Annotated in this window: 18 protein-coding genes; 7 read left to right on the top strand and 11 right to left on the bottom strand. The window is 53.0% G+C overall.

The features are described 5' to 3' along the window. The 6 genes from BN6471_RS05010 to rpmE all read right to left on the bottom strand — a co-directional run bounded on the left by BN6471_RS05010 (position 1) and on the right by rpmE (position 5,084). On the bottom strand, positions 1–1,065 hold the full coding sequence (locus tag BN6471_RS05010; protein WP_147553986.1) for an L-threonylcarbamoyladenylate synthase: 1,065 nt from the start codon (positions 1,063–1,065) through the stop codon (positions 1–3). Further along, the gene (locus BN6471_RS05005) at positions 1,062–1,823 is read right to left on the bottom strand and encodes a ZIP family metal transporter (RefSeq protein ID WP_066646122.1); all 762 of its coding nucleotides are present in this window, start codon (positions 1,821–1,823) and stop codon (positions 1,062–1,064) included. The genes BN6471_RS05010 and BN6471_RS05005 overlap by 4 nt, the downstream gene beginning before the upstream one ends. A gap of 7 nt (positions 1,824–1,830) precedes the next feature. Next, a complete protein-coding gene (gene prfA / locus BN6471_RS05000; RefSeq protein ID WP_066646121.1) occupies positions 1,831–2,892 on the bottom strand; it encodes a peptide chain release factor 1 in 1,062 nt (353 codons plus the stop codon). Positions 2,893–2,895: 3 nt separating this feature from the next. Then, the gene (prmC, locus tag BN6471_RS04995) at positions 2,896–3,747 is read right to left on the bottom strand and encodes a peptide chain release factor N(5)-glutamine methyltransferase (protein WP_066646119.1); all 852 of its coding nucleotides are present in this window, start codon (positions 3,745–3,747) and stop codon (positions 2,896–2,898) included. After that, positions 3,740–4,789: a DUF1385 domain-containing protein gene (locus tag BN6471_RS04990; RefSeq protein ID WP_066646118.1), complete on the bottom strand. Its 1,050-nt coding sequence runs from the start codon at positions 4,787–4,789 to the stop codon at positions 3,740–3,742. Before BN6471_RS04990 ends, prmC begins: the two co-directional genes overlap by 8 nt. 94 nt (positions 4,790–4,883) lie before the next feature. Next, positions 4,884–5,084: a 50S ribosomal protein L31 gene (gene rpmE, locus BN6471_RS04985; protein ID WP_066646117.1), complete on the bottom strand. Its 201-nt coding sequence runs from the start codon at positions 5,082–5,084 to the stop codon at positions 4,884–4,886. Between the two features lie 156 nt (positions 5,085–5,240). Between rpmE and BN6471_RS04980 the strand changes: the two genes are divergently transcribed. The 5 genes from BN6471_RS04980 (at position 5,241) to BN6471_RS04960 (ending at position 10,842) form a co-directional block, all read left to right on the top strand. Continuing rightward, positions 5,241–6,068: a metallophosphoesterase gene (locus BN6471_RS04980; protein WP_066646116.1), complete on the top strand. Its 828-nt coding sequence runs from the start codon at positions 5,241–5,243 to the stop codon at positions 6,066–6,068. Between the two features lie 14 nt (positions 6,069–6,082). Then, positions 6,083–6,838 carry a metallophosphoesterase gene (locus BN6471_RS04975; protein ID WP_066646115.1) on the top strand — a complete coding sequence of 252 codons (756 nt, stop codon included), beginning with the start codon at positions 6,083–6,085 and terminating at the stop codon, positions 6,836–6,838. Positions 6,839–6,852: 14 nt separating this feature from the next. Next, on the top strand, positions 6,853–7,818 hold the full coding sequence (locus tag BN6471_RS04970; RefSeq protein WP_066646113.1) for a carbohydrate kinase family protein: 966 nt from the start codon (positions 6,853–6,855) through the stop codon (positions 7,816–7,818). 103 nt (positions 7,819–7,921) lie between these two features. Beyond that, positions 7,922–9,358, top strand: a complete 1,437-nt coding sequence (locus BN6471_RS04965) for an MFS transporter (protein ID WP_066646112.1) — start codon at positions 7,922–7,924, stop codon at positions 9,356–9,358. Between the two features lie 200 nt (positions 9,359–9,558). Beyond that, complete coding sequence (locus BN6471_RS04960) at positions 9,559–10,842, top strand: S1C family serine protease (RefSeq protein ID WP_242861840.1); 1,284 nt, start codon at positions 9,559–9,561, stop codon at positions 10,840–10,842. Between the two features lie 565 nt (positions 10,843–11,407). Here BN6471_RS04960 and BN6471_RS04955 read toward each other — a convergent pair. From BN6471_RS04955 to BN6471_RS04935, 5 genes are read right to left on the bottom strand one after another with little or no spacing between them, the layout of a single operon-like run. Next, positions 11,408–12,004, bottom strand: coding sequence for a nitroreductase family protein (locus BN6471_RS04955; protein ID WP_066646111.1), 597 nt, complete (start codon positions 12,002–12,004; stop codon positions 11,408–11,410). Beyond that, entirely contained in the window at positions 11,973–12,287 is a 315-nt protein-coding gene (locus BN6471_RS04950) for a DUF3795 domain-containing protein (RefSeq protein WP_066646110.1), read from the bottom strand. The genes BN6471_RS04955 and BN6471_RS04950 overlap by 32 nt, the downstream gene beginning before the upstream one ends. Before the next feature lie 27 nt (positions 12,288–12,314). Then, positions 12,315–13,037, bottom strand: coding sequence for an MBL fold metallo-hydrolase (locus BN6471_RS04945; protein ID WP_066646109.1), 723 nt, complete (start codon positions 13,035–13,037; stop codon positions 12,315–12,317). Between the two features lie 54 nt (positions 13,038–13,091). Further along, positions 13,092–14,555, bottom strand: a complete 1,464-nt coding sequence (gene lnt / locus BN6471_RS04940) for an apolipoprotein N-acyltransferase (RefSeq protein WP_066646107.1) — start codon at positions 14,553–14,555, stop codon at positions 13,092–13,094. Positions 14,556–14,560: 5 nt separating this feature from the next. After that, on the bottom strand, positions 14,561–15,343 hold the full coding sequence (locus tag BN6471_RS04935) for an HAD-IIA family hydrolase (RefSeq protein WP_066646105.1): 783 nt from the start codon (positions 15,341–15,343) through the stop codon (positions 14,561–14,563). A gap of 186 nt (positions 15,344–15,529) precedes the next feature. Between BN6471_RS04935 and BN6471_RS04930 the strand changes: the two genes are divergently transcribed. After that, entirely contained in the window at positions 15,530–15,841 is a 312-nt protein-coding gene (locus BN6471_RS04930) for a phasin family protein (protein WP_066646103.1), read from the top strand. A gap of 96 nt (positions 15,842–15,937) precedes the next feature. Further along, on the top strand, positions 15,938–17,554 hold the full coding sequence (locus tag BN6471_RS04925) for an ABC1 kinase family protein (protein ID WP_082903344.1): 1,617 nt from the start codon (positions 15,938–15,940) through the stop codon (positions 17,552–17,554). The last annotated feature ends 12 nt before the right edge of the window (positions 17,555–17,566 follow it).

Here is a 17,566-nt window from a genome sequence, read left to right as displayed (position 1 = left end):
TTAAACTTTTTCCTCCTTGGCGGAAATGATCTCGTGTCCCGCCGCTCTGATTATCCTGTTCATCACCGCAAGGCCCATCTTTTCTTCCTGCGCGTGAAAAAACACTGTCTCAAAATTCTGATCGTCCATTTCGCGAAGCACGCGGAAAAGCGCCGCTTCCGCTTCGCGCGCGTCTTTTCCCAGACACACAATATGCCGGACATCCGGATAAAGGTTTGCGCAATCGTCAAGGCACAATACCGCTGTTTTCCTGCCCTGTGCTTTACCATTATGATACATGGTGTTTACGGTTTTCGCAACCTCTTTTTTGCCCCCTGTAAACACCGTGACCTTCGCCTCCGGCGAATAATGCTTATATTTCATGCCCGGCGACGCACAGACTTCGCCTTGTTTAATCTCGCCTAAGACGCTTGGATGCACGCGCACGTCCCCCGCTGCCTGCGCGATCATTTCAGGCGTGATGTCCCCCGGCCGCAAAACCACAGGGACTTCGCCTGTCGCATCCACCACCGTGGATTCTACGCCTATGGCGCACGGCCCGCCGTCGATAATCAGCGGCACACGCCCGCACAAGTCCTCGTATGCATGCATCGCCAACGTCGGGCTGGGCTTGCCAGAGGTATTGGCGCTGGGCGCAGCCACCGGCAGGGCGCTAAGCGCGATGATCCCGCGCGCGATATCGTTATCCGGCATGCGTACCGCGACCGTTTCAAGCCCCGCACTCACCTCAAAGGGGATCGCCTTTGCTTTTTTCATGATAATAGAAAGCGGCCCCGGCCAGAACGCTTTCATCAAAGCGCGCGCCGTATCGGTTACTTCCGCCACGATCCCGTCAAGCTGCCCCGTTTCCGCAATATGCACGATCAGCGGATTATCCTGCGGACGGCCCTTCGCCAGAAAAATATTTTTTACCGCCTCAGGCGAAAACGCATTCGCCCCCAGCCCGTAAACTGTTTCCGTGGGGAAAACGACCAGCCCTCCCTTTTTCAGTTCATCCGCGCCGTCGCGGATCGCACCGTCAAAATCTTTATCTGCAAACACTGTCCTTGTTGCACATTTCATCATAGCAATACCACCAATACAAACCCAAACAAGACCCCCGCGGCGATGGATATCCACGTCGCCGCGCTCTTATGCATGCTGATCGCCTCCGGGATCAGTTCGCGCAGCGTCAGGTAGAGCATCGCGCCGCCGCCAAACGATACGCTGCCCGCAAAAAACACAGGCGAAAGATCGCCGATCGCCGCGCCGACCAAAGCGCCGACCGCCATCGGCAGCGCCGCCAATATCGCGATCAGGAATATTTTCCCGTACGGTACTTTCCCCAGCTTTAAGGGGATCGCCAGCCCCATCCCTTCCGGGATATTGTGTACGAATAAAAGTACCGCAAGCACCGCGCCAAAGCCGGTCGCCACCGTAAGCCCGCTGCCGAGCGCCAAGCCTTCTGGCAGGTTGTGTACGCCGATCCCAAGGGCCAAAAGCAATCCCGAACGCACCAGCCGTTTTTCCTTCAACCCTTCTATAATGCTGTCGTCGTGCTCTGACGGCACGTCGTAATGCGGCAGTAATTTGTTGATGACGAGCATCGCAAGCGCACCCAGCAAAAAGAAAACGAGCGTGATCCACCACGGCGCCGCCTCCAGGGATTCAGGCAGCATGTCAAACAATACGATCGCCAGCATGATCCCCCCGGATAACCCCATCAGTACGGCGGATATCCGATTGCTTTTTACCTTGATGAAAAATGTCGCCACCGCGCCGATCCCTGTTCCGAGCGCGCCCACGAGTGCACCGACCAGCGTTGCATAAAGTATTGTATTCATTTGAAAATTACTGCGCGAGTTTTTTCTGCCTTTCGTCTAATATCAGCGCGTCGATCATTTCGTCCATGTCGCCGTCCAAAAACGCTTCCAGCCTGTAAAGCGTAAGGCCGATCCGGTGATCCGTCACCCTCCCCTGCGGGAAATTATAGGTACGGATCCGCTCGCTCCGGTCGCCCGAGCCTACCTGGCTTTTCCTGTTTTCCGACATTTCGCTGTCCGCCGCGCCTTTGTATAAGTCATATAAACGCGATGCAAGTACCTTCATCGCTTTTGCCTTGTTTTTTATCTGCGATTTTTCATCCTGGCAGGTAACTACCAGCCCGGACGGGATATGCGTGATACGCACCGCGCTGTCCGTCGTGTTGACGCTTTGCCCGCCGTGTCCGCCGGAGCGGAACACATCTATGCGCAAATCGTTCGGATTAATATTCACTTCCACTTCTTCCGCCTCGGGCAGTACCGCCACCGTCGCCGCCGAGGTATGGATACGCCCGGAGGATTCCGTATCCGGCACGCGCTGTACACGGTGCACGCCGCTTTCATATTTCAGGCGCGAATACGCACCCTTGCCCGCGATGGAGACCACGATTTCCTTCACGCCTCCGAGCTCCGTCACGTTGGAGGAAAGCGTTTCCAGCGTAAAGCCGTGCCGCTCCGCATAACGCGTGTACATGCGCAGCAAGTCTCCGCCGAAAAGCGCGGCCTCGTCGCCGCCCGTACCTGCGCGTATTTCCAGGATAACGTTTTTATCGTCGTTTTTATCTTTGGGGATGAGCAGTACCTTGAGCTCCGTTTCCATCTCATCCTTTTGCTTCAAAAGCGGCTCGATCTCTTCTCTTGCAAGCTCTAAGAGTTCCGCATCCTTTTCTGTCTCCAGGATCTCTTTGTTCTGTGCGATATGGTCGAGCACCACCGCGTATTCGTCATAGGCGGCGGCAATGTCCGCAATAGCAGACTGCTCCTGCGCCAGCGCGCGGAATTTCTCCTGGTTCCCGATCACCCCCGGGTCGGAAAGCTCCCTCGAGAGCGCGTCATAGCGTTCCTTGATTGTCTTCAGTTTTTCCAGCATACGTTACCCCTCTAAAACGGGCATCGCCGCACTCACAAAACGCGGCCTGCCACTCAAATCATAACCAGTTTTTATCTTAACAAATCCATTTTCTTTTAGCAAGGCGCACACGCGTTCCGCTTGCGTATCGCCGATCTCCAACACCACCGCTCCGCCTGCGTTCAGGTATTGCGGCGCCTGCCTTGCAAAGCGCCCATAAAACGCATATCCATCGTCGTCCGCCCATAGCGCGAGCCTGGGCTCGTATTCCCTGACCTGCGCTTCCAGGCCCCGGTAATCCCCATCGCTGATATACGGCGGGTTACAGGCGATCAGGTCTGTTTTTTCCGTCACCGGCGCAAACAGGTCGCCCTGCCAGAAACGGATGTCCTTTCCAGCGGCCAGCGCTTCTTTGTTTTGCTTTGCCACCGCAAGCGCATCTTCCGATATATCCGACAGGTATACCCTCGCAAAGGCACCTTCGCACGCCAGCGTAATACCGATGATACCGCTGCCGCAGCATAAATCAAGCGCCGTCCGGTATCCATTTTCGCACGCAAGCAGAAGCGCTTCTTCCACGACACATTCCGTGTCAAAGCGCGGGATCAGCACGCGCCTGTCTACCGAAAAAGGCCGCCCGTAAAAATACTTTTCCCCTGTCACATAGGCGACAGGCTTCCCTTTCAGCCGCTCTGCCAGCAGCGCTTCCACCGTTTCCTCACACGGACACTCATCGAAAAAGCGCACATGCAGCTGCGAAAAATCGCCGCCGTACACATGCGCTAATAATACCTTTGCTTCCGCCTCCGCCTCGCTAAAGCCAGCTTCCGCAAGCGTTTTTTTGGTACGTTTATATACTTCGCCCCAATTACTCATTGGTCTGCGCCGCGCCCTGTACCCCTGCCGGCTTATCCTGCGCGGTGTCCGCCGCCGCGTCCTTGGTATCCGCGGGAGAGCCGTCGATCTTATGGCTGTATTTGCGCGCCAGCTCATCCAATTCCTCGTCCGATTTCTCGCCTTCCGCAGCCAGGAACGAAACAAGCGCCACCTCGATCATACCGTCGTCCGGCTCGCGCGTCGTCAGGTACTGCAGCGCCATACCCGGCTTCCTCAAAGCCATTGTGAACTTGTTGTCGTATTTCGCCACCAGCTTTAAAATCTCATAGGAAACGCCTGCAACGATGGGCAGCATCAACAGACGCAGCCCGATACGAACCGCCCAGTTTTCGCTCCAGCCCAGCAGCGTAAAGAGCAGGATCGAGATAATCATGACAATCAAAAGGAAGCTCGTTCCGCAGCGCGGGTGAAGCCTCGTGTTCTCTCGCGCATGCTCCACATCCATGGGCATATCGTGCTCAAAACAATTGATGACCTTATGCTCCGCGCCGTGATACCCGAACAGGCGCTTGATATCTTTCATATTGGAGATCGCTACCATATAGGCCAGGAACATGCCCACGCGGATCAATCCGTCGATCAGGTTCTTGCCGAACGCGCTGTCCACATACGGCGTAATCCATCCGGTGATCAGGTTAGGCAGGATAAAGAACAGCCCCACCGCGATCACAAGCGCGATCACGACCGCAAAAAAGATGGCGACGTCCATCGGGTTCTTCCCCGTCTTTTCGGCAATGAACTCATCCGCCTTCGACGGCTCCATTTCGTCGTCCTCCGGATCGTACATCTTTGCCGCATCCGTAATGGTCTTGACGCCCGAAACGAGCATCTCGACAAAATTCACCACCCCGCGGATAATCGGGATGCCCAATATTTTGTATTTCATGGAAAGCGACTGCGACGCCTGCTTTTGCGTCACGATCTCACCGCTTTCACGCCTCACGGCAATGGCTGTCGTTTCCGGCGAACGCATCATCACGCCCTCCAGGACTCCCTGCCCGCCGATACTTGTACGTTTCATTCATTCCTCTTTCTGCGATACAAAAAACAGACCGTAAGAATACCTTCTGACGGCCTGTAGTTTTTTACACGCGAATATCATGAAATAGCCGGCATTATTTCATGCCGTATCTCTTCTTAAATCTATCCACACGACCGCCTGTGTCAACAAGCTTCTGTCTTCCCGTGAAGAACGGATGGCACTTCGAGCAGATATCGACCCTCATCTCCGATTTTGTAGAACCGGTTTTGAAAGTTTCACCGCACGCGCACGTTACTGTGCATTCGCCATACTTCGGATGAATTCCTTCTTTCATTCCATCTCACCTCTTTTTCCAAAAGTAGCATTATTTATTATAGCACGATAACCGTAAAAAGCAACTGTTTTTTTGATAAATTTCATAGTTTCTTTACACTTTTCCCTGCCTTTTCCAGTATAATACCATATAACACCAATGGCAAAGGAGCAAACGATGGGCAAGCGGAAAAAAAGCATCCTGTTTTTCATTTTGTTGGCGTTTTTTGCCGTCAACTTCGCCGGTGGGATCATCGACCAGAACGAGCGGATCGCTGTCGCGGAATTTGACTTGTACAGCGATAAGGTCACGCAACCCGTTACCATTGTCCAAATTTCAGACCTGCACGAAAAATCCTTTGGCAGGGGAAACGCACGCCTGTTTGAGCAGGTACGCACGCTCCATCCTGACCTGATCGCCATCACCGGCGATATCATTTTCAATTCCTACACGCAATCCCCGGATATTGCCTATATGGAAAACCTCGCCGCCCAGTGCGCCGCCACCGCCCCTTCCTTTTTTGTGACGGGCAACCACGACCGCTATCACGAGCAGGCTGTAAAAGAGGCCTTTTGCAGCCGCGGCGTCACCGTACTGGACGAAACGGTCGTGCCTTTCACGGCAGGGGATACGCAATTGATGATCGGCGGTATCGACGACCCGTCGCTTGACAAAGACAGCATCGACCGTATCCATTTTCCGGATAACGGGCATTTCAATATCCTGCTAGCGCATGACCCCGAACCTTTCGCCGAAACGTACGACCGGAAAAACGCGGATCTCGTCCTTTCCGGCCATACACACGGCGGACAGGTGCGCCTTCCGTGGGGCAAGGCGGTCTTTACGCCCGAAGGCTTCCTGCCGAAATATTCCGACGGCCTTTATACGAGCGGCGATACGACGATGGTCATCAGCATGGGCCTCGGTTCGAGCGTTATTCCCATCCGCCTGTTCGCACAGCCCGAGATCACGCTCATCCGCCTGTTGCCCTCACCGCCCGGATAACATATAATAAGTTCATGAAGAAGGCATCGTTCCGTGTAAAAGGCTACAATATATATAGCGGTAAAATCAGTTCCCCGCTGCGCATCGTGCAGATATCCGACCTGCATGAAAAGGAATTCGGCGAAAAAAACCGCGACCTTTTCGAGGCAGTCGAAAACCTGCGGCCGGATATGATCGCCATCACCGGCGATATGGTCTACGACACTTATACAAAACAGCCCAACGGTGCGTACATCGAAAACGTTGCCGCGTGGGCGCCGGGAGTCGCCCCTTCCTTTTTTGTGACGGGCAACCACGAGCGTATCTGGCCGGAATATGTCAAAGACATCTTTATTGCAAACGGCGTTATTGTGCTGGAAAACAATTTCGTACCCTTTCAGGCAAACGGCGCAAAAATCGTTGTGGGAGGGGTGGAAGACCCTACCGTGGATGCAGGCGGCTTTCGTAAATTGCGTTTTCCGGATGACGGCCGTTTCCGCCTTTTGCTGGCGCACGATCCCGCTCCCTTTGAATACGGCTACATAAAAACGGGCGCGGATCTCGTGCTGTGCGGCCATACGCACGGCGGGCAGATCCGCTTCCCGGGCGGCAAGGCCATCATTTCCCCCGGCGACCACCGGCCCTTTCCAAAGTATTCGGACGGACTGTATACCAGCGGGAAGGCGACGATGATCATCAGCATGGGATTGGGAGTCAGCGTAATCCCTTTCCGCCTCTTTGCCCCGCGTGAAATACTGTTGATCAATTTATTGCCCCAAAATGAAAAATAGGACGGTAAAATATTATGGAACCCAAAACATACGATATCGTTTCGATCGGTGAAATTTTGATAGACATGACGCCGCACGGCTTGTCTCCCGAGGGCCAGCCGCTTTTCGAGGCCAATCCCGGCGGGGCGGTGGCAAACGCGCTCGCCATGGCCGCATCGCTCGGCTCTAAGTGCCTTTTGATGAGCAAGGTCGGCGACGATTCATTCGGCCGTATGTTGCTTTCGGCCGTAAAGAAGGCCGGGCTCGATCCCGCGGGAATCCTGACAGACCCCTATATCCCGACAACGCTTGCGCTTGTCAGCCTCGACGAAAACGGCGAACGTGATTTTACGTTCTACCGCAAGCCCGGCGCGGACATCATGCTGCGCAGCGACGATATCGACTTCGATGCAGTCGCCCATGCGCGCATCCTTCATTTCGGGACGCTTTCCTTGGTCGATGCGCCTTGCAAACAGGCGACGGCGGCATGCATCGAGCATGCCAGGAAAAACGGCTGTCTCGTGTCCTTCGATCCGAACATCCGCATGTTTTTGTGGGAGGATAAAGCCGCCCTCAAACATGCGATCCATTACGGGCTCCAAAACTGCGATATCCTCAAAATATCCGACGACGAGCTCCTCTATTACACCGGTAAACAAGAGCTCAAGGAGGCGGCTGCCGCCCTGCGTTCCTCTTATCCGGATATCAGGCTTGTTTTTGTCACCTGCGGTGCAGGCGGCTGCCTCATTTACCATAGCGGAGGACATATGCACATTCCCGGCTGCCTGCAGGAAAACATCGTGGATACGACGGGCGCGGGCGATTCGTTCATGGGAACGTGCCTGCATTATATCGCCAAGGCCGGCCTTGATCCGCTGGCTGCCGATGATCTCGCGGATATCGCAGCATATGCGAACGCCGCTGCCTCCCTCGTGATCGGACGTAAAGGAGCCTTTTCCAAAATGCCGTGTTTGCCGGAAATCGAAGCTGTCCTCAAATGATCTGTTGCTTTTACAAGCCGCATATCGCCGTATGCGGCTTTTTTTTGATTTCTTTTTTTCTTCTTGTTTATATATAATACATCCCAAATGCAGGAGAAAGAAAATGACTGAAAGAACAAGCCCGGAATATTATGCAAAACACAAATGGTCTATCCTCGCGGTATTGATCTTCCTGCCGTTTATGGTAACCCTTGACGGTACGATCGTCAACGTCGCCCTGCCCGTGATGGTCAAAGACCTGCATACGGACATGGAATCCGTCCAGATGGTCGTCATCGTCTACCTGATCGCGGTCGTCGCCTCCATCCTGCTTTTCGGGAGGCTGGGCGATATCAAGGGTAAGGGCAGGCTGTTCATGTTCGGCACGGTCGTGTTCACGATCGGTTCGCTGATGGCGGGGCTTTCGCACGATTTGAATACGCTCATCATCTCACGCGTCATCGAGGGGATCGGCGGCGCTGCCGCACTTGCCAACAACCAAGGCATCATCACCGAGGTCTTTCCCGCAAATGAACGCGGACGGGCGCTCGGCATCTCAGGTATCGCCGTTGCGCTCGGCACTATGCTCGGGCCTCCTCTGGGCGGGCTGATCGTCACCTATCTGAATTGGAATTATATTTTCCTGATCAACGTACCCATTGGCGTGATCGCATTCCTTCTCGCGCTGAAGCTTTTACCGCGCGGCGAAAAGACGCAGCAAAAGGTCGATTACAGCGGCACTGTAACGCTGGCTGTCGCAGTTATCCTTTTTTTCTTCGCCCTGTTGACGGGTGAAAACGTCGGCTACGATAAATATTACATTATATTATCCTTTATTGCCGCTGCCGGCCTGGTTATCCTGTTCGTATACTTCGAGCGCAGGCGGCAGCAGCCCATCGTCGATTTGTCGCTCTTCAAAAACCCATTGTTTACATTGAGCATCATCTGCGTACTCATCCAGTTCTTTGCTATGAGCGGCATCAGCATCATCCAGCCCTTCTACATTGAAGACGTCCTCAAAATAGATCCCGGCTCCACCGGGCTTGTGATGATGAGCCTGCCCATCGTTATGGGTATCATGTCACCCATATCCGGCTATATCTCCGACAAGGTCGGAGCCGCAAAAGTCACGCTCGTGGGCCTTGTGATCATGACTGTCGGCCTCGCACTCCTCGCGACCATGACGGCGACCGAACCGGTCTATAAGCTGGTGGTCTACCTGTGTATCGTGGGCTTTGGAGCCGGTATTTTCTCCGCGCCGAATACCTCCCTCATCATGTCCACCGCTCCCCAGGGGAAACTCGGGATTACGGGAAGCATCAACGCTTTTACGCGCAATTTCGGCAGCGTCACCGGCATCTCGCTTTTGACTACCTTATTATATTCCCTGATGAGTACCAAGGCCGGATACCATGTGGACGGGTATGTAAGCGGCCGGCCGGATATCTTTGTGTATGGGATGCAGACCGTATATACGATCGGCGTAGCGATCCTCGCCATCAGCGTTTTATTGACCGTGATCCGGCTGTTCCAGAACAAAAAACAAAATAAGCCTACCTGACCTGCCCAAAATCTCGTAGGATTACGTTTCAAAGAGCGTTGCGACGCTCTTTTTTCATTCACAAATTTGTTACTTTTCCTTCAAAATTTGTTCAACCGCAGTTCAAAAATCCGTCACTTTCGCGCTTTATCATTAAATTATAAACAAGAAAGCAACAAATTTACCATACAATAGAAAAGCTATTGAAGGAGGCTTAAACAATGAACAACTATTATAACAATGACAATGACGGTCTTCAGGACGTACCGGGTTTTATGAGCCAGAATACAAACGTCCCGCAGGACAATCAATATCATAACAGCTATCATCCGGTTCCCTATCATGGTCTTGACACCAACGAAAACCAGGCGGGCGGAGGTAGCAAAAAACCGAAAAAAGAAAAATCGCCGTTCCTGACCAAGAAGGTAGCGGCGGTCGTCCTTACGGCCTGCATCGCGACCTCGACATTCCTCGGCTTCAGTGCCGGCCGGCTGAACGGTGTGTCCGGCTCCGCAGTAAGCGGCAGTGCGGATAGCGGGATCGTCCAGACGGCAGCGGATTTAAATGCTGGTTCAGACCTTACAGTCTCCCAGATCGTAGACAAATCCGCCGACTCCATCGTGGAAATCACGACCGAAGTGACCCAGACAAACCAATTCATGCAGCAGGTAACAGGCGAAGCGGCAGGCAGCGGCGTCATCATTTCGGAAGACGGCTATATCGTGACGAATAACCACGTCGTAGAAGACGGAAACAAGTTTACCGTACGCCTCAAAAGCGGCGACAGCTACGATGCAGCGCTCATCGGACGCGATCCGCAGATGGACCTCGCAGTCCTTAAGATCGATGCGGCAGGGCTTAGCCCCGTAACGTTCGGCGACTCTTCCACCCTCGAAGTGGGCGACACGACGGTCGCGATCGGCAACCCGCTCGGTACGCTCGGCGGTACGGTCACCAATGGTATCGTGAGCGCCTTGAACCGTGAGCTTGACTTAGGTGATACGACGATGAGCCTGATCCAGACGAACGCAGCCATCAACCCCGGCAACTCGGGCGGCGGACTATTTGACGGCCAGGGCAACCTCATCGGTATCGTAGTAGCAAAATCCGGCGGCAGCAACATCGAAGGCCTCGGCTTTGCGATTCCGATCAACGACGCGCGCAGCGTGATCGACAGTATCATACAGGACGGTTACGTCAAGGGCCGTATCGATTCCGGTATGACGTTCGTAGACGTCGCCTCCGAGCAGGAAGCAATGCTCTACGGTCTTTCCTCCACGGGCGTATATGTCTCGTCTGTAACGGAGGGCTCGGCAGCGGCGCAGGTCGGTGTGAGATCCGGCGACCGTCTGGTAGCGATCGACGATCAGGAAGTCACGAGCACATCTGATGTAAGCAGTATCTTAGACGGCCACGCCGTCGGAGATACGATCAAAATAACGGTAGAGCGCTCGGGCAGGACGGGTTCCGCAGAGATCACGCTCAGCGAATATGTACCGGCGTAAGTTCAATGTTTGTTCATAATTATTTCATGCAGGCTTCACATTAGATGCCTATTATGAATATAATGAAACGAACGAGGAGGGCGTGCCTATGGTATGAAGGAAGAGTTGAAACATAACCCCACCCAAACAGAACCTACAATTAATATATATCATCTAAGGAGCATCCGCCCGATGGGCGGATGTTTCTTTTTTCCGTTTTTTAATTCTTAAGATATCTTAAGAAAGTCTTCAGGTTTTTTTCCGCTCCGGTTCATCCTCCGTTCACATTGTCTCTTTATAATGAAAACAAGTTAAGCGAAAGGAGAAATTGCCTATGTAAAACAATGATCGTTCTTCTGTCTCTACCAACTAGTTAGCAAGAATAAAAATCAATCTTGGTGAAAATACTGTCCATCCGCCGAAGCTTTGCGCAATGAAAAAGAGGGCTTCTGGAAAAGCGCCAATGATGATACATATATGGAAGTTTTCTTTTAAAGGGCAAATGCCTATCGGCGGATATGACAGACAAGCAATTATATAATCACAAAACAAAAGCCTCGCTCCTAATGCGAGGCTTTTCGTTTCTTTACCCGTATATCTTCACAATATCCTCAAACGGCTTGAATTCCCGTATCTCCGGCCGCTCCGCCGCTTTACCGAACGGCATCTGCGCCACCAGCTCCCAGGTTTTCGGGACGTTCCATTCCTCACATACCGCCTCATCCACCAGCGGATTATAGTGCTGCAGGGATGCGGCGATATCCTCTTCTTCAAACACAAGCCACAATGCATACTGCAGGATCGCGTTGTTATGCTGTGAAAACTGTCCGAATTTGTCCGCATAAAGCGCAAAATCCTTTTTATACCGGTCTACGACCTCCGTATCTTCAAAAAAGAGGATCGTACCGTTCCCGCCGCGAAACCCGTCCATCTTATGCTCGGTACGCGCAAAGGCGCTTACAGGCGTGACCCTGCGCAGGATCTCCTTGGTGATATCCCAAAACTTTTCATGCTCATGGCCTAAGAGCACGACGGCCCTTGAACTTTGCATATTGAATGCGTTGGGCGCATAAAGCGCCAATCGCAGCATCTCTTCCACTTTTTTCTTCGTGATCCTCTCGTCCCGCTCTAAAACACGGATCGAACGGCGGTCACGCATCACTTCGTTTAGTTTCGTCCTCATCTTTAACAACCTTCACTTCTTCCTGCTCGTTCGTGTTTTTCCACTCACGGCACTGGTCAAGCCGCAGCCCGCCGTCTCCGTAATCCTTGTCTTTGGCAAACTTCACGAGCTTCCTGCAGGGGAAGACCTCACACTGCCCACAGTGCTTGAGCTTCTTTTCCTCACAACAGCTTTTGACCGGGCAGCGCGCCGCCCAGACAGGCTTATCCCTGCCCACACATCCGCCGCACTTGTCAAAATACCCGCAGTCCGCACAAATTCTTCCGCATCTGGATTCTATCATACTATAGATACCTCGTTTTTCCCTGTTTTAATCAATTTCTATCTTCTGCCGTTCTGCAAAAAGCATATCCGCACGCGGAAGCATGGCATTCCTGCGCAGCGAATTTTTCGTAGAACGGATAAAGTCACTGTTGTCTTTTTCCTCAAACGGCAAATGGAACACGATCATGCGCTTTGGCCTGATCGCCTCCGTCACGATTTCCCTGCCGCGGTGCAGCGTGACATACGGAAAATTCATCAATGCCAGATCGACCGGCTTTTCCCCCAGCATATTGCGGATCGCCGCCTTGTCAAAGGTCGCATCGCCAAACAGGGCGATGCGGTATCCGTCGATCTCCAGCACAAAACCATAATTCGGGATGCCCGCATATTCCGGCCCGTCGTGCGTCAGGCGGCAGCAGTGTAAAAACACGCCGGACAAAAGAAGCGTTTCCTCTTCCGCGTCCAGCACATGCACATTCCTCCTGTCCGCAAAATCCGCGATCGGCGATACAAACTCAGTATCCGGGTGGTTTTTCAAAAAACGCCGCGTCCACCGCTCACTGTAATGGTCCGGATGGTCGTGTGTGTAAAGCATCAGGTCGATTTTTTTAAATTCGTCCTCACCCTCCGCGATCTGCGTCAGCATATCCGAAGGCACGCTGGAAAAAAGCGTTGTATACCTGTCGTGCATCGCATCCACCAGTATTTTTTTCCCGTGGTACGAGATCAGCACGCCCGCGTTCGCGGTCAGCATCACAAAATCTTCCATGTCTTTCCTTTCATCGCGTTCGTACGTTTATTATATGCCAAAACACGCCTGTTTTCAAATCCTCTTTTTACGCCGCATCCACCACAAAAGCGCGACCAATGCGCCCCCGGCAGCGATCCACCAGTCGCCCGCCCAAACGTAGGGCGCCGCTTCGTCCAAAAAAGATATTTTGCCCAGGAGTATCCCGTCCGTATCCACGGGCAGCCTTTGCGTCGCATTCCCCTGCGGGGTAACGATAGCGCTTACGCCCGTGTTGCCCGCCTGCACAACATACCGCCCCGTTTCCACCGCGCGCACGGCAGACTGCGCAAAATGGCGGTTTAAGGGCACGTCGCCCGTAAACCATGAATCATTGGTAAATACGCACAAAAGCTGCGCGCCTTTGGCCGTCGTATCCACGGCAACATCCGAAAACAGGCTTTCAAAGCAGACCATCGTTCCCACCTTACCGTATTCGGTATCAAACACGCCGCGGCTTTCGCCCACGGAAAAATCAAACGGCCTCTCGTAGCCATTTTCAAAAAACGGCGCCAGTCTTTGTTTGTGGTATACGTCCGGTACATTGCCTTCCGGCGTCACCATAAAAACAGAATTACGCAGCTCGTAGCCGTGTATACCGTATACGCCCAAAAACAAATATCCGTCCGACTCGCGCGTGATGTCCGCACACGCTTTCCTAAGCGCCGCATCCTCCATAAACGAGCCATAGACGGAATTTTCCGGCAGCAGGATGATATCAGGCTTTTCGCCCGCCGCTTCATGCGCCATGCCGATCGCCTTTTCAAAGCGGCCCTGTCCCCCGTTCTTCGCAAAGGAAACATTGTACTGCACCGCCGCCACACTCACATCGGGTACCGGCAGCGGTTGAGCGATGCGCACCATGCCAAATACAAAATTGACCAGAAACACCGCCACCGCGGCAATAAAGTACCATCCCGTTTTTAATTTGTTTTCCCTGCGCGCCAAAATCCCCTGCGCCAATAACACGTTCACCGCGACCATCAGCGCGCTTACCAGCAATATCCCGCCCAGCTGCGCGCTTTGCACCACGGGCAAAAACTGCCACTGCGTCACGCCCAGCCGCACGCACGGCAAGCCCAATGCGCCTGTGCCAAACAGCCATTCCGCCCCCGCCCAGAGTATCCCCAGCAGCGGCGCACGCAGCTGCGCCGGGCATGGCGCGGCCACTCCCGCAAAGAGCGCAGCTGTAAGGATCGCTCCTTGCAAAGCGGAAGCCCCCAGCCATCCGAGCGTCAGGTAGACGCCCGCCATACCGCCTACCCGTCCGGCGATATCCAGTGTAAAAAAAGCAGCGTAATAACATAAAAAAAGCGCGGTACAGAATGCGGCCGTAAGGCCGAGCACACGCTTTTTCTTCTTTTCTTTGAGTAAAACAACGAAAAAGGGAACCAAAAGCACCCATAAAAACGGCGCAAGCCATGTGATATCAAAGCACAGCGCGCAAATAATACCACTCGCGATCGCTGTCAGAATTTGTCCCCAATCGTTTTTCTTCATGCTTCTTACGGGGCGATGTCCCCTACCCCGTTCAAAATGTATCCCGGCCGGTACGGAAAATGATTGGGTGTCTTTTCCGTGCTCACGCCCGATAAGACAAGCACGGTCTCCATGCCGGATTCCACGCCCGCAACGATGTCCGTATCCATCCGGTCTCCTACCATCACCGCGTCCTGCGCGTGCAGCCCCAGCATCTTAAGGCCTGTACGCATCATCAGGGGGTTCGGTTTCCCCACAAAATATGCTTTCTTTCCCGTTGCCACCTCGATGGGCGAGATCATCGCGCCGCACGCAGGGACGATACCGCTTTCCCCTGGCGCGCTGATGTCCGGGTTCGTCCCGATCAGCTTGCTGCCCGCCAGTACAAACTGCACCGCGCGCACGTAGCTGTCATAAGATAAGTTGCGCGTTTCCCCCACGACTACATATTCCGGATCTACGTCGTTGATAGAGATCCCCGCTTCATAAAGCGCGTTCGTGAGGCCCGCCTCGCCGATCACGTAGGCGCTGTTTTTCTGCGTCTGCTTTTTTAAGAATTTGGCTGTGGCAAGCGCGCTCGTATAAAAATTCTCCTCGGGGATATCAAGCCCCATACGCTCCAGCTTCTGCTTCAGCTCCTTTGGCGACCGCTCGCTCGCATTGGTCAGGAACAAAAAACGTTTGTTTTCCCGAATGAGCCACTCCACAAACCTTTTGACGCCCTCAAGCAGCCTGTTCCCATGATAGATCACGCCGTCCATATCGCATATAAAGCCTTTTTTATCCCGCAGCTTACTCAAATCAACCATAGCCGTTTCCCCTATTCTTTTGAGATATTTTACATTATAATCCGTAGCCGTTTCCCCTGCAACCAACTTTATACATTATAAACCCTTTTTGTGCACGTTATTCCCACTTTTATGTCCTTTGCCCGGTTTACTTATTTTTATTATGCGTTATAATAAGGTTAAAGGATTAAAAAGGAGGATATTCTTATGTCAAATATCATTGAAGACGGCATCAATTTTGGAATGGGTCTTTTTGCATACTCCCGTGAGAAAATCGAGGAAATGGTAGAAAAAATGGTGGAAAAGGGCGAAGTGCAAAGAAAAGACGCACAGAGCTTTGCCAGCGACCTCGTCAAAAAGGGTGAAGTGCAGAGAAAAGAATTGAAGCAGATGATCACCAGCGAGGTACATGATACGCTGCAGGACGTCGGCCTCACCGCCGACCAGCGCATCACCAAGGACGACCTTCGCGCGATCATCCGCGAAGAGATCGCCGCGGCGAAAAAAGACGAAAAATAGTCATCTTGACTTGAGGGGGGAAGCGCCATCGCGTCCACGAATTTAAAGCGGTACAGGGAAATCCTTTCCGCTTTCAACCGGAATGGGCTGGGGTTTTTGTTTGTCAAATCGACGCTCAGCAAAAACCCGCAGAAGATTTTTGAAAGTGAGCAAAAGCATAATCTGCCTTCCGTAGGCGAGCGTATCCGCAAAATGTGCGAGGAACTCGGCCCTACGTTTGTAAAACTGGGGCAGATCCTTTCCACGCGCACGGATATCGTCACGGAAAACGTGGCGAAGCAGCTGCAAAAACTGCAGGATTCCGTTGCGCCTTTTTCGTTTGCAGACGCGAAAGCTGTGATCGAAACGGAGCTGGGGGATTCGATCGAAAATCTTTTTGCGGAGTTCAATGCGACGCCCGTCGCTTCCGCCTCCATGTCGCAGGTATATGCTGCGCGGCTCCTTTCAGGGCCCAGGGTCGCGGTCAAGGTACAGCGCCCGGGGATCCGGCAAAGCATTGAAACAGACCTCGATATCCTGGAAAAGCTTGCAAAACTGGTGGATAAATATTCCAAATACGGCCAGCTTTACGATTTTACGGGTATGGTCGCGGAATTCCGGCGTGTGATGCAGCAGGAGATCGACTTTACCAAGGAAGGCGAGAATACCGACTTCTTCCGTGAAAGCGTGGCCTCCCAGCCCAATATTTGCGTTCCCAAAATCAAGTGGGTGTATACGACGCAAAAGGTGCTGACTATGGATTTCGTGGAGGGCATCAAGATCAACGACATCGCCGCCCTTACCGCCGCCGGTGTCGACACCTCGAAGATCGCTTACGAATTTACCAATTCACTGATCAAGCAGATCCTCGAAAACGGCGTGTTCCATGCAGATCCCCATCCCGGCAATGTATTCATCGTCGGCCAGAAGTGTGTGGAATTTATCGACCTCGGCATGGTAGGTACGGTCAACAACCGTTTCCGCAGGCAGCTTAACGACCTCGTCCTCGGCATTGCCACGCGCAACACCTTAAAGATCGCGCAAAGCATCTCGGAGATGGATACGGAAGATGCGGACGTCAATATGGAAGATTTTGTGCGCTCCCTAGATAACCTGCTGGACGAATACCTGTACGTTCCGCTCGGCGAAGTGAATATCGCCAGCGTTTTCACAAGCGTTTTCCAGCTTGCCAGCACCTATCAAATGAAAATACCCCGCGAGTTCACGCTTGTCGCCAAATGCCTCGGTACCGCGCAGGGCGTTGTGGAACAGCTCGATCCGCATGTCAGTATCCTTGCCATCGCGGAAAAAACCGTCAAAGGCATACTGTCCGACTATATCAAAACAGATGATTTCAAAAACGAAATGCGCACCTTTGCGCTCGATTGGGCGGATGTATTAAAAGGCATCCCTTCCTCGCTTGTCACATTCATGCACAAGCTGCGCAAAAACGATTATGCGATGGAGCTTAAAGTGCAGCACCTGGAGCGTATGGAGCAAAACATCGAACGTATGTTCAACCGCATTTCGTTCGCAGTCGTACTTCTCGCCGTATGTATCGTGATGGCGGGCGTCATCATCAGCGCCGGTTATTCCAATTTCGGCAACAGCGATCCGGACATCTATAATTTGAGTGCGTTCGCGCTGGGCGCGGGCCTGCTCATCTCCATTATCATAGTGCTCGGTATCGTGATATCTATGGTCAAATCCAGTAAAAAAAACAAACGCAAATAAGGAGGAACACAC

The sequence above is a fragment of the Christensenella timonensis genome (genome assembly GCF_900087015.1).
In the GTDB taxonomy this organism is placed as follows: domain Bacteria; phylum Bacillota; class Clostridia; order Christensenellales; family Christensenellaceae; genus Christensenella; species Christensenella timonensis.
The sequence above is the reverse complement of the archived record's forward strand: the minus strand, read 5'-3'. Positions and strand labels throughout refer to the sequence as shown.